This window comes from Crassaminicella profunda, from assembly GCF_019884785.1.
GTDB lineage: Bacteria > Bacillota > Clostridia > Peptostreptococcales > Thermotaleaceae > Crassaminicella > Crassaminicella profunda.
Map to the genome: position 1 here is coordinate 95,719 of NZ_CP082326.1, position 13,330 is coordinate 109,048.

General features: G+C 27.7%; 11 protein-coding genes. All 11 read left to right on the forward strand.

What is annotated here, in order from left to right; all coding sequences use genetic code 11:
• Window positions 1–684 carry a sugar transferase gene (locus K7H06_RS00405; RefSeq protein ID WP_223038047.1) on the forward strand — a complete coding sequence of 228 codons (684 nt, stop codon included), beginning with the start codon at window positions 1–3 and terminating at the stop codon, window positions 682–684.
• The gene (locus tag K7H06_RS00410; RefSeq protein WP_223038048.1) at window positions 653–1,639 is read left to right on the forward strand and encodes a GNAT family N-acetyltransferase; all 987 of its coding nucleotides are present in this window, start codon (window positions 653–655) and stop codon (window positions 1,637–1,639) included. Before K7H06_RS00405 ends, K7H06_RS00410 begins: the two co-directional genes overlap by 32 nt.
• Before the next feature lie 74 nt (window positions 1,640–1,713).
• Window positions 1,714–2,610, forward strand: a complete 897-nt coding sequence (locus K7H06_RS00415; RefSeq protein WP_223038049.1) for a glycosyltransferase family 2 protein — start codon at window positions 1,714–1,716, stop codon at window positions 2,608–2,610.
• 109 nt (window positions 2,611–2,719) lie between these two features.
• Window positions 2,720–4,039 carry a nucleotide sugar dehydrogenase gene (locus K7H06_RS00420; protein WP_223038050.1) on the forward strand — a complete coding sequence of 440 codons (1,320 nt, stop codon included), beginning with the start codon at window positions 2,720–2,722 and terminating at the stop codon, window positions 4,037–4,039.
• Window positions 4,040–4,050: 11 nt separating this feature from the next.
• Window positions 4,051–5,094, forward strand: coding sequence for a glycosyltransferase family 4 protein (locus K7H06_RS00425; RefSeq protein ID WP_223038051.1), 1,044 nt, complete (start codon window positions 4,051–4,053; stop codon window positions 5,092–5,094).
• 150 nt (window positions 5,095–5,244) lie between these two features.
• The gene (locus tag K7H06_RS00430; protein WP_223038052.1) at window positions 5,245–6,714 is read left to right on the forward strand and encodes a lipopolysaccharide biosynthesis protein; all 1,470 of its coding nucleotides are present in this window, start codon (window positions 5,245–5,247) and stop codon (window positions 6,712–6,714) included.
• A gap of 44 nt (window positions 6,715–6,758) precedes the next feature.
• On the forward strand, window positions 6,759–8,180 hold the full coding sequence (locus K7H06_RS00435) for a phenylacetate--CoA ligase family protein (protein WP_223038053.1): 1,422 nt from the start codon (window positions 6,759–6,761) through the stop codon (window positions 8,178–8,180).
• Between the two features lie 50 nt (window positions 8,181–8,230).
• Complete coding sequence (locus tag K7H06_RS00440; RefSeq protein ID WP_223038054.1) at window positions 8,231–9,565, forward strand: Coenzyme F420 hydrogenase/dehydrogenase, beta subunit C-terminal domain; 1,335 nt, start codon at window positions 8,231–8,233, stop codon at window positions 9,563–9,565.
• Window positions 9,549–10,889 carry a Coenzyme F420 hydrogenase/dehydrogenase, beta subunit C-terminal domain gene (locus K7H06_RS00445; RefSeq protein ID WP_223038055.1) on the forward strand — a complete coding sequence of 447 codons (1,341 nt, stop codon included), beginning with the start codon at window positions 9,549–9,551 and terminating at the stop codon, window positions 10,887–10,889. Before K7H06_RS00440 ends, K7H06_RS00445 begins: the two co-directional genes overlap by 17 nt.
• The gene (locus K7H06_RS00450) at window positions 10,886–11,887 is read left to right on the forward strand and encodes a Gfo/Idh/MocA family protein (RefSeq protein WP_223038056.1); all 1,002 of its coding nucleotides are present in this window, start codon (window positions 10,886–10,888) and stop codon (window positions 11,885–11,887) included. Before K7H06_RS00445 ends, K7H06_RS00450 begins: the two co-directional genes overlap by 4 nt.
• 54 nt (window positions 11,888–11,941) lie before the next feature.
• On the forward strand, window positions 11,942–13,291 hold the full coding sequence (locus K7H06_RS00455; protein WP_223038057.1) for a hypothetical protein: 1,350 nt from the start codon (window positions 11,942–11,944) through the stop codon (window positions 13,289–13,291).
• Window positions 13,292–13,330 lie beyond the last annotated feature (39 nt).

Sequence of the window (13,330 nt, forward strand, 5' to 3'; positions counted from 1 at the left end):
ATGATTAAAAGAATATATGATATTGTTTTTGCGGTGTTGTTTTTTATAGTATCCTCTCCTATTATGATATTTGCAGCATTAGGAATAGCCATTACCAGTAAAGGACCAATTATATATAAGGCAAAGAGGGTAGGTAAGAACGGAATTCCTTTTATTTTATATAAATTTAGGACGATGAAAGTGGATAGTGGTGAAGTGAGAGTTACTACTTTAAAAAATGATGAAAGGATATACCCATTTGGAAGTTTGCTTCGTAAAAGTAAAGTAGATGAATTACCACAGCTAATAAATATACTGCTTAATCAAATGTCTGTGGTTGGACCGCGGCCAGAAGATATGTCGATAGCAGAGGAAATATATGTTGGAAAGTATAAAGGTATATATAATGTGAAACCTGGGCTTACTAGTCCAGCTAGCCTTTTTGATTATACACATGGAGAACATTATCAAAGTGAAGATGATTATATAACAGAGTTTTTACCCAAGAAGTTAGATGTTGAGCTGTATTATGCTGAACATAACAATATTTGGTATGATATAAAAATTACATTTAAAACTGCGATAATAATAATACAAATGGTTTTTGGTAAGAAAGATTTTAAATATCCAAAAGAGTATTATCTTGTTCAACATCTGAAAACGGGGGATAATGATGAAAAATCAAATTATTATACGACAATATAAGGATGAAGATAAATATCAAATACTGGACCTTCTTAATAGAACTTTTGAAAAACAACAACATTTGAATATAGATAGAGATATTGAATGGTGGGAGTGGAAGTACGAGAAAAATATATTTGGAAAACCAATAATTTATGTAGCAGAACAGGATAATAAAATAATTGGAGTGAGACCGTTCTGGCCTTGGAAATTGAGTATCAGAGGTGAAGAATTTAATTGTTTTCAACCACTAGATTCAGCAGTAGACAAAGAATTTAGAGGAAAAGGTCTATTTTCAAAATTAACGAAAACAGCAATAAAAGAAAACAAAGGAAATATAGATTTAATATTTAATTTTCCTAATGAACAAAGCATAGGATCTTACTTGAGATTAGGATGGACTTTTATAGGAAACTTACAATGGTATGTAAAAGCAAACAAAATATTTAAATGTTATGAACTAATTAAAAATTATAGTGGCTTTGAATCTTATCATTTAGATAAAGACGATTTAATAAGTGAAGAAAAGATAAAACAAGTAAAAAATAATTTTAATTTCAATGGGAAGTTAAAAACACTAAAAACAGAAGAATTTTTATCGTGGAGATTTTTAGAGCATCCTAAGATAAATTATGGAATGAACATAATAGAGAAAAATAGAAAAAAATTAATTTATATATATGAAATAAATCAGAATGATTATGGAAGAGAATTAATAGTTTTAGATTACTTCGGAGAAATGGTATTATTTGAAGACATGTTAAGAGAAGTAGATCATTTATCAAAGAAATATCATGTAGCCTATACATTAATTTTAAAAAAATTCAATACACCTATGAAGAAATTAATAAAAAATTTTTATATAAAGAAGAAAAAGAAAAATTTTGTAGTACTACCTTTAAATTTAGGATTAGAAAATATAGTAACACAGTATAATAATTGGGATTTGTTCTTAGGAATGCATGATTCTGTCTAGCTTGTTATTGATTAAATATTTAAAGTAAGGAAGAAGGCTACTATTAGGGTAAATGAGAAAGGAAAATACAAGATATGAAAAAAGTAAGTGTTATCATGCCAACATATAAACGTTGTGATTTTATATGTAGAGCTATTGATTCTGTGTTAAATCAGACCTACTCTAATTTTGAGATTATAGTAATAGACGATAACGGAGCGGATTCTCCAGTCAGAAAAGAAATGATTGAGATAATGCAAAAATATCAATTAGATAGCAGGGTAAAGTATATTAGAAATTCAAAAAATATGGGCGGTGCGTTAGCACGAAACATAGGAATAAAAGAAGCTTCTGGAGAATATATTACTTTTTTAGATGATGATGATGTGTATTTGCCTACCAAAATAGAAGTCCAATATAATGCAATGATACAAAATGGTTGGGATGCATCAATAATGGATGGTGCAACCTATAATTCAGAAGGGAAGTTGTTAAGTAAAAAAAAACAGATGATATCTACAAATCCAAATTATAAAGAATTAATGGTTGCTCATTTAATGTATCATTTGACCAACACCAATACTTTTATGTTTAAAAAAGAAAGTTTAGAGAGCATTGGAGGGTTTGATGATATTATTGCATGTCAGGAATACATATTAATGCTTAAAGCTATTAATGGAGATTTAAATATTGGATATATTCCACAAACGCTTGTTGCTTGTTATATCCATGAAGGTGAAAGGATATCTACAGGAGAAAAAAAGGTACGAGCGGAGTATATACTTATTGAAGAAAAGAAAAAGTATTTTGATTTGCTTAACCAAAACCAAAGAAAATATGTCCTTTGTAGACACCATGGGGTATTGTTTTATGTGCAGTTTAAAAGAAAAAAATATGCAATAGCTCTAGTCCATGCGCTAAAAGGTTTTGCATATTCTCCCATAGGAACATATCATCTTTACAAAGAATATAAAGGAAAGCTTAAACAATAGAGAATTATAACTAATATAATAGGTATAAGAAATATAGAGCTTGTGTGTAGTAGCTAGATTTCAGTTATAAAAAGAAGTTATCAACAAATTAACAAAAGGAGAATATGAAATGTCACTTTATGAAAATTTAATTAATAAACAAGAGAAACTTTCAGTAATAGGCTTGGGATACGTAGGAATGCCAATAGCAGTTGAATTTGCAAAAAAGGTAGATGTAATTGGATTTGATCTGAATGAAAAAAAGGTTCAATTATATAAAGATGGTATTGACCCAACAAATGAAGTGGGAGATGAATTTATTAAACAGACTACAGTAGAGTTTACATCAAATGAAACTAGGCTTAAGGAAGCGAAGTTTCACATTATAGCTGTTCCTACTCCAATAAATGCGGATAAGACGCCTGACCTTACTCCAGTTGAAGGAGCTAGTACTATTGTTGGTAGAAATCTGACCCAAGGTTCAATTGTAGTTTATGAATCCACAGTTTATCCTGGAGTGACAGAAGATATATGTATTCCTATACTTGAAAAAGAATCTGGTTTGAGATGTGGAATAGACTTTAAAGTTGGATATTCTCCAGAACGTATTAATCCTGGAGATAAAGTGCACCGGTTAGAGAATATAACTAAAATAGTTTCAAGTAATGACGATGAAAGTTTAGAAGAAATTGCTAAGGTGTATGAGCTTGTAATTGAAGTAGGTGTTCATAAAGCTAGTTCTATTAAAGTAGCTGAAGCTGCTAAGGTTGTAGAAAATAGCCAACGTGATATTAATATAGCTTTTATGAATGAACTAGCTATGGTGTTTGATCGAATGGGTATTGATACAAAAGAAGTGGTGGATGCAATGAATACGAAGTGGAATGCTCTTGGATTCTATCCAGGACTGGTGGGAGGTCACTGTATTGGAGTTGATCCATATTACTTCATATATCAAGCGGAAAAATTAGGTTATCATTCACAAATCATTCTCTCAGGCAGAAAAATTAATGACGGAATGGGTGGTTTTGTAGCTGATGCAATTATAAAAAAGCTGATATTTGCAAATAAAGTGGTTAAGCAAGCAAATGTAGTTATTTTAGGTATTACTTTTAAAGAAAATTGTCCAGATACAAGAAATAGCAAAGTAGAGGATATTATAAAGAGATTAAAGGAATATGGTATTGAACCGATTGTGGTTGATCCTCAAGCAGATGCGGATGATGCAAGGAAAGAGTATGGTGTTGAATTAGTTGATTTAAAAGATGTGAGGGATGCGGACTGTATTGTTTTTGCAGTTGCTCATGATGAATTTAGAATGATGACTTTGGAGCAAATAGATGAGTTGTTTTGTATTTCTGATAATAGTGAAAAGATTATTGTTGATGTTAAAAGTATCTTAGATAAGAATAAAATTGAAAAGAGCGGATATAGTTACTGGAGATTATAGGAGGTGCACATTTGAGTAGTATTGGAATATGTGGTCATTTTGGAGGCGAACAACCATCTTCTAGTGGACAAACAATAAAAACTAAAACTGTTACAAATGAATTGAAAGAGTTTTTTGGTGAAGATAAAGTTAAATGTATGAATACTAATAATTGGAAATATAAACCGTTTAATATGTTGCTACAATGTTTTTTGCTTATAAAAAAATGTAGACATATTGTAATTCTTCCTGCACAAAATGGAGTAAAAGTTCTAATTCCGTTGTTTGTAATTTTAAATTTGTTCTTTAGACGAAAAATTCATTATGTTGTTATAGGTGGATGGTTACCTGAAATGGTGAAAAGAAAAAGGTGGCTTTATCATTACTTAAAGAAAATTAATGGCATTTATGTTGAAACTCATACCATGAAAGGAAATTTAGAAAGTTTAGAATTAACCAATATCTTTTACATGCCTAATTTTAAGAAAATTGATATATTGAATGAAAACGAACTTAAAAAGGAGTTTTCAAAACCATTCCCCTTGTGTACCTTTTCTAGAGTAGTAAAAGAAAAAGGAATAGAGGATGCAATTAAAGCAGTAGAGCATATTAATCAACTAGCTAATGATGTTATTTTTACTTTGGATATTTATGGACAAATAGATACATCATACAAAGATAATTTTGAAAAAATATTAGAATCATCGAATGACTATATAAACTATTGTGGTATTGTAAATAGTGAACAATCTGTTAAGACTTTAAGAGATTATTTTATTTTACTTTTTCCAACATACTATGAAGGAGAGGGATTTCCAGGAACTTTAATTGATGCTTTTTCAGCGGGAGTTCCAATTGTTGCTAGTAATTGGAAATATAATTCAGAGATTATTGAGGAAGGGAAAACAGGTCGAATTGTTCCACCTAAAAAGGTTGAAGAATTAGTTGAAGCACTTCAGTATTTTGTGGAACATTCAGAAAAACTTTTTTCTATGAAAAAATATTGTATTATAGAAGCAGAGAAGTATTCACCAATAAATGCTTTAAAGCTATTCATTAATGAATTAAAAAAATAGATAATGTAAAATATTTAGATTATAATATATGAATTACATGATGTAAAAACAAATAGTAAAAGTTATTACTAAAATATATAGAAAAAACTATTGAAAGCAGTATTACAGTGGTTAGTTTATAAGAATTTAAATTATATATAGGTGGAATAAATGAGTGAAAATAATGAATTAAATAAATTAAAGAATAAAACAGTTTCAGGGGCAAAATGGTTAATCATAGTATCTGTTGTTTCTATTCCGTTATCGTTTTTAACAAATATTGTAATTGGAAGAATTAGTGCTCAAGCATTAGGTATATATTCAACAATATTAATTTTCTTGCAGACAATAGCTACTTTTGTAGTCTTTGGTGGTCCAACGGTATTATCGAATTATATTCCTAAATCAAAGAATAAGAATGATATTTCTAATTTTATTTGGTCATATTTTATAATAATAATGGTTTTGTTTTTGATTTTTACTATTTCTACAATATTCCTGCCAGCTTTAAAAGAAAAATTATTTGGCAATATAAGTGGTATGGAATTATATTTGTCTTTGTATATAATTGCACCATTATATGTTTTAGGGTTATTTTTTCAGTATGTACTAATTGGCTTTATAGATACAGGGATATCTACTTTTTTAAGTAAGCTACATATTTTCTTAATTCCAGTCTTACTAGGTATTTCATATATTACTTTTCAAGAAAATATTGAAAGCAATTTGAGAATAATTATCTTGGTAGCTATTTTAATAACAAATATAGTAGGAAATATAATAGGGTATAAGGTTATAAGAAAGAAAAGGCTCCAAAGTGAAAAATTTAAATTTCATCTACCAAAAGGATTTTGGAAATTTTCTATTTTCGTACATTTAAGTACTATATTTACATTTGCATATAATAATCTTGATAAAATTTATGTGTTATCACTAGGTGATTTAGGACAACTAGGGATATATCAAGCTATTATAACAATTTATACCTTTAGTAAATATATACCTCAGTTGCTATTTAATGTAACTGTACCATTGTTTTCCAATCTCATAAATGATGGAAAATATGAAATTGTTAAATCAACATATTATAAACTGGAAAAATATATTATATTGATGATAATAATATTGAATCTATTTATTATTGCTTATTCAAAATATTTGTTGTTGTTTTTTGGGAAACAATATGCTACTTTTAATAAAGTTTTAATTCTATTTGCAATGTCTAATGCAATAACAATATTAAGCTATGTAAACACTCCATTATTAGTTGTATTAGAAAAAAATAAAGAGAGATTTATGAATAGCTTTTGTCAAATATTTATTCAATTAAGCTTAACAATAATATTAATTCAACCATATGGTATATATGGTATTTCATTAGCTAAGATATTTGGAGTCATTATTGCTCAGATATACCCAAGTTTTATCATCATGAAAAAATGTGATTTAGGTATAAAAATACCAAAGCAATTTTTTTTGGGTGCAATAGTAATGTTGCTATACGGAGGATTAAATCTTTTAAATGATTTAAATATTTTTATTAATACTTTATATTTAAGTATAAGTATAATAATATTTTTGACTTTATCTAAATACAAATTAAAAGATTTTAAAGAATTGTATAAAATGGCTCGCAGATAAGTAATGTGCAAAAAATATATTGAATTTAAGGAGTAAGATTATTAATGAAAGTTATTTATAATAAATGTCCTGATGCTATTAAGAAAATTTTATTTGCCCCTTTGAGAATCTTTAATAGATATAAAATAGAAGCAAAAGATATCGGAGCGTATCGTAAATATTTAATAACCAATGAAACATTAAAAAGAAAAGAACTAGAGGAAATGCAGTGGAGCAAAATGAAATCATTATTAGAATATGCGTATAAAAACGTACCATATTATAAAGAAAAATGGGATAAAGCAGGTGTAAATTTAAATGATATAAATGAGTATTCTGATTTGATAAAAATACCCATTTTGAAAAAAGATGAATTGAGAGAATACTGGAAAGATATTATTTCACAGCAGTACAAGATTGAAGATTTAATTATCCACGAAACTGGTGGGAGTACAGGGATACCAGTTAAATTTTATTATGATAGAAAAACTTATATAGCTAGACAAGAAGCACTTAATAGATGGGTTAGATTTTCTGGGTGTGATACAAAAAAGGATAAAATGTTATGGATAGGAAGACCTGGTTTTAAACTATTAAAAAACAGGGAAAAATGGGGAGAAAAAGGCGAAAAATATTATGGTGCCTATAATCCAATTACTAATAGGATGAGCATAACTACAACTAATATGACAGATAATATCCTGCAAGAATATGTTAAAAGAATAAAGTGGTTTAGACCAGATTATATTCAAGGATATGCAAGTGGAATATATGTTTTAGCTAAATATATGGTTCAAAAAGGGATAAGCTTAGAAGTAAAGGCAGTATTAACTTCTTCAGATTCACTTGTGTATGATCAACGACAAATTGTTAGGAAAGCATTTTATTGTGAAGTTTTTGATAGGTATGGCATGGGAGAAGAAGTGGCGACTGCAATTGAGTGCTCTGAACATAATGGAATGCATATTGATATGGAAAAATGTTTAATAGAGGTTATCGATAAAGATGAAAATCAAATTTTTAATAAATTAGGAAATATAATTGGAACAAATTTAGAGAACTTAGCAATGCCATTGATAAGATATGAAATAGGCGATCTTGGAAGTATGAGTAAAAGAATATGTTGTTGTGGAAAAGAGAGTTGGATGTTAGAAAAAATAGAAGGTCGTAGCAGTGATTATCTTGTGAATAAAGATGGTTCAATAATAGAGTCAGTAAGTATAGCACAGATAATACCAAAACAGTGTATTGATATTTTTGAAAAAATTAAAGAATATCAATTATATCAAATTGACATTGAAAATATTGTAATTAGAATTTCAACATTGAATGGTGATAGATTAAGCAGTTATGAAGAAGGGGAAATTATGAAGAAAATATATAAATATGTAGATAGCAGTATTGAATTATCATTTAAATATTTTAAAAAGTTACCTCGAAGTGAAAATGGCAAATTGAGACTCGTAGTATCTAATGTAAAAAAATAGAACATATAAATTTGAGTAGAAATTAATTTTAGATATTAGAGGAGAATAAAATGGGATTTAAAAAGTTAGAAGAGAATGTAATACGTAATAATTTATGTTCAGGATGTGGTACTTGTGTTGGGATATGTCCAACAAAGTGTATTAAAATTGAACTTAGTGAATATCAAAATCCAATAATGACAAATGCTGAAAAATGTATAGAGTGTGGTTTGTGTTTTGATGTTTGTCCAGGAATAGGATTTAATTTTAAAAGAAAAGTTGGGTTAGAAAATGAAATTAAATATAATAAATTATTAGGGTACTATCATTCTTTTTATACAGGACACTCAATAAATGAAGATATAAGAATTAAGTCTGCATCAGGTGGAATGGCTACATCATTAATCCATTACTTATTAGAACAAAAAATTGTAGATAAAGCATTAATTGTAGGTATGGAAAATGGCGTACCAACAATTAAGGTAGTTGATAATTATAATGATTTATTATCTGGAATGCAATCAAAATATGGATATGTACCAGTCAATAGTAAGATTAGAGAAATTAATGATAGCAATGAAAAATATGTAATGGTTGGTCTACCTTGTCATTTTCAGGGGTTAGAAAAAAGTAGTAAGTTTTTAAAGAATTTAAATGACAATATAATTTTTAAGATAGGTCTTTTATGTGGCTATACGCAGACATATGATGTTATTGATTTTATTGCTAAAAGACTAGGTATAAATAATATTGATGAATATTCTTTTTTAGGATGGCGAGAAGGTGAATATCCTGGAAATATGGCTTTTCAACATAATGATAGTGGAGAAATAATTTATAAACCTTTATATGAGTGGCTGGCTATTTCTGTTCCTTTTTTTTCAATGAATAGGTGTTTTCTTTGTGCGGATGGTGTTAATGAATTAGCAGATATTGTACTAGGAGATGTTCATTCAAATGGGAATGAAGAAAATGTAATTTTAATTAGAAATTTGTATGCAAAAAAAATATTAGAAGAAGCTCAAAATAAGAAGTATATAGATACTAAAGAAATAGATTTAAAAACTGCAATGAAATATCCAATAGGTTCTGTTGCCAGAGTAAAAAGAAAAGCACCATTAGTAATAATTGATTATTTAATAAAGAAAAATAAATCTGTGCCAATATATAATCTAGAACTTGATGAAGTTAGTAGAATTAGTCGTAATTTAATTCTAATAAAATATAAGATATATGATTTTATTAGGAAAAAGAGGATAAGAGAATTTATACTGACATTTCCAAAGCTTGCTGAATTTATAGGAGACTTTGCATATAGATTTCCAAATTCGTTACCGGGAATAAATTTATTTGTGTATATTTATCGGAAATTTAGAAAGAGTGATAGCTATGGTTCGAAATTTTAACTATATAAAAAATGAAGTTGTAAACAGCAATTTATGTTCTAGATGTGGTGCATGTGTAGGGATTTGTCCGAAACAAGTGATAACATTTAAATCTAATGTGAATTATGAACCAACTTGGTCATCAGAAGAAGGTTGTATTAATTGTGGTTTGTGCATAGATGTTTGTCCGGCAAAAGGATATTCGCTTCAAGCAGATAATAAAAATATTAATGATATAAGTGGAAATTTAGGGAGATTCATTGATGTTTATGAAGGGAAAGCATTAGATAATTATATTAATTCAAATGCTACATCTGGAGGAATTGTAACTGCAGTTTTGATATATCTATTAAAATGCAAAGAAGTAGAGAAAGTTGTTGTGGTTGAGAATACAGAAGATAGTAAAGATGGTTATGCAAAGGTAACCGTTACTTCAAATATAGAAACTATACTAAATTCAATGCAGTCTAAATATATCCAATTGCCTGTAGGGAAAGTAATAAATGAGATAAGAAATAAAAAAGAAAATATAGCAATTGTAGGATTACCTTGTCAACTTGCTGCAATTGATAAAGCCTCACAAAAATTACCTGTTATAAAATCAAGAATAAAATTTAAGATTGGATTATTTTGTGGCTTTACTTACACTCAAGATTCTGTTGAAGATATGCTAAAAATTATGGAGGTCAAGGAAATTAATTTAAAAAGAATCGTTGGCTGGAGAAATGGAGGTCTTCCAGGGAACTTTACTGTTGAATTAAATGATGGAACAATAAAAGCATTGCCTTTCATAAAAGAACATAGCATCAATGTTACATTTAATGCATTAAATAGATGTGGTTTGTGTAAGGATTGTTTTGCAGAATATGCGGACATTTCATTAGGGGATATAGGTGGATGGAGAAGCAAGGAGACTCTAATCGTTTCACGTACAGATAAAGCTGAACAAATATTAGCTGAAATGGTCAAAAATAATTTGATCAGAATTAAGAGTATTAGAGATTCTAAGTATTTGAAGAAGACAGTAATTCCATTTATGATAAAAGAAAAGATTATTAAGACTCAAATTAGAAATAAATATTTAAAATCAAAAAATATTACAAATGTAGAATGGGAATATAGAAAAGGAACAATTAGTAAAATATTGAAGATTGAATCTCTTCTTTTATATAGATTGAGCTTGTTGTTAAGAAATTCAAAAGTTAAAAGAAAAATTTTCAAAAACAAATATATGGCAATAGTTGTCGGAGAATTAATCTACTATAGATTAAGTAAAAATATCTTAGTTAGAGCGATGAAAAAGTTAGAAAAGAAATTTTTGAAAGATGAGGATGTCTTGTTGTGAAGATTTTGAATATGATTTCGTATAAGCTTAGACCTGTAAACAAAGGGGAAATTCCAGTTGGAATTATAGGTACAGGTGGATGGGGAAAAAATTTCGTAAGAGAATTATCAAAAAACAAAAATTTTGATGTAAAAGTTTGCTACGATATTAATAAAAAACTGTTAGCATCACAATCTAAGAAGTATAAGTTTAAAATTGCCGATTCATATTATAGTTTATTACATGAGTATAATATTAATAGTGTATTTATTATTTTACCAAATCATTTACACAAAGAAGTTTGCTTAGAAGCTGCAAATGCAGGTGTAAATATTTTTTTAGAAAAACCAATTGCTAATAATTACTTAGATGGAAAAGATATAGTAGATAAGTGCAATGAGAAAAATATTAAATTGTGTGTAGGGCATAGTATGAGAAAATCTTCCAATTATTTGAGATTAAAAGAAATTATATCTAAGAATATGTTAGGGGTAATACATTTAGTTGAAGCTAATAGATCAATTAATAGAGCTGAGTCAATTAAAGAGTTTGACTGGAGAAATAAGCGGGAATTTTGTCCAAATCTTCCATTAATACAGTTAGGAATCCATTATATTGATATATTATTAGATTTATTTGGAGAGCCAACAGAAATAAATAGTTTAGCACTTGACAATGTTTCTGATTCTAAGAATACAGATGCTACAATTTGCACAATGAAATTTAAAAATTCTATATTAGCGTATTTAGGTAATAGTTATTCGACAAATAACACTGACATATTGAGAATATATGGTACTAAAGGAATTGCAACATTAACAAATAGTAAGCTTGTGATTTTTAATGAAACTAATAAGGATTTGACATATAATAAGCCAGCTAAAGAGAGTACAATAAAGAACGAAATTATAGAATTTTATAATTATATAAGTAATAATATTGATATTGATATCGATGGAGATAATGCATTAAAAGTTATTCGTACATTTGAAAGAATAAGTCAAATTAATAGTAAATAATAGTAAAGATAATTATAAGTTATAAAATCAAAATGGATAAGAGGTAATTTAATAATGAATAAAATGAAAATTAATAAAGCTACAAATAAATTGTTGAATTGGATAAAAACTTGGGAAATAAATGACGGAGCCTATAATGGCTATGTCATACATAGAGGTGACTCTAAAAGACTAAAGTATATTCATGATACTCCTTGGTCACAGGGACCTATCATACAAGGCTTAATTAATATTTATAATAGAACACAGGATGAAACTTATTATAAAGAGGCTAAAAAAGCTGTAAAAGTGCAAATGAAAAGATTAAATAGTAATGGTTCTTACGATTATGCAGGCTTTGAAGATGATAGATTTAGTTCATTAGTGCATAATTCTTTAGCTAATTGTGCATTATTAGAATTTGCAAAGCTAGAAAAAGAAATAAATAATGAATCAATATTATTTATGGATATTATGAGTACAGTTAAGACAAATATTGATGAATACTTAATAAAGATTTTGTGGGATGAAAATTATGGTGCATTTAAATTTAGTGCTATAGATTATTATTCACTAGGTCAAGATAGATTTGTAGCAAATATGAACAGCGTGGCAGTAGAATCATTAATTATTTTTTATGAACTAACAAATAATGAAGAATATTTAAATTATGCGTTAAGAATAGGAGAATGGATTTTAACACAAAAAGTACAGAAAGAAGGACTATTATATGGTGCTATTTCTTATGCTCAGACTCATCCTGACATGATTGTTAGTATCTATACAGCTTTGGCATTAAGGGGAATTGATGATTTATATAGAATAACCAATGATGTAAGATATAAAAATATGATGATAGATGCAGTGGAGCATTTATATAGATTAATTGAAAATGATTTATTCTATCATGCTAGTTATGATGGGGAGCTGAGAAAAGAACCGTATTTTATTGCAGGGATAGGATTAATATTAAAAGCAATAGAAGATGTTAATATAAGTTGTAATACAAAGTATCCATTAAATAATATTATTGATAGAATATTAAGTAAACAGACTAACATTGGTGGAATCAAGTCGTTTTTAGCATATAATGGGAAGGGCAATGGTAGGAAAAATGGAAATAAAAATCTTGAAGTGTGGGAAGATAGCTCACTTGTAATGGGATGGAATGCTCATGCTTTTGAATTTTTATCAAGGCATGTCACGGGAGAGTTTAAGTTTAGAAAAATAGTTAAAAAATATATTAATATTAAATGGAATTATATTTATATTGAAACTACAAAGAGAATTTTTGTATTAAATATTTGGCCAATTAAAAGTATGATTTTATTATATATAAATAAAAAGAAAGAAAAGAGTATAATTTCTTTAAATGCCTTGAATATATACTCAAGTATTCGAAAATTTATAAATTGCAAGAAATAAGAATGAATAGAATATTAGAAAATATAGTGTAAATGTAAA

Bases quoted from the DNA above. Each gene is read 5' to 3' on its own strand.
- K7H06_RS00415 (WP_223038049.1), top strand. From the start codon at position 1,714: ATGAAAAAAGTAAGTGTTATCATGCCAACATATAAACGTTGTGATTTT.
- K7H06_RS00405 (WP_223038047.1), top strand. From the start codon at position 1: ATGATTAAAAGAATATATGATATTGTTTTTGCGGTGTTGTTTTTTATA.
- K7H06_RS00420 (WP_223038050.1), top strand. From the start codon at position 2,720: ATGTCACTTTATGAAAATTTAATTAATAAACAAGAGAAACTTTCAGTA.
- K7H06_RS00435 (WP_223038053.1), top strand. From the start codon at position 6,759: ATGAAAGTTATTTATAATAAATGTCCTGATGCTATTAAGAAAATTTTA.
- K7H06_RS00455 (WP_223038057.1), top strand. From the start codon at position 11,942: ATGAATAAAATGAAAATTAATAAAGCTACAAATAAATTGTTGAATTGG.
- K7H06_RS00445 (WP_223038055.1), top strand. From the start codon at position 9,549: ATGGTTCGAAATTTTAACTATATAAAAAATGAAGTTGTAAACAGCAAT.
- K7H06_RS00430 (WP_223038052.1), top strand. From the start codon at position 5,245: ATGAGTGAAAATAATGAATTAAATAAATTAAAGAATAAAACAGTTTCA.
- K7H06_RS00410 (WP_223038048.1), top strand. From the start codon at position 653: ATGAAAAATCAAATTATTATACGACAATATAAGGATGAAGATAAATAT.
- K7H06_RS00440 (WP_223038054.1), top strand. From the start codon at position 8,231: ATGGGATTTAAAAAGTTAGAAGAGAATGTAATACGTAATAATTTATGT.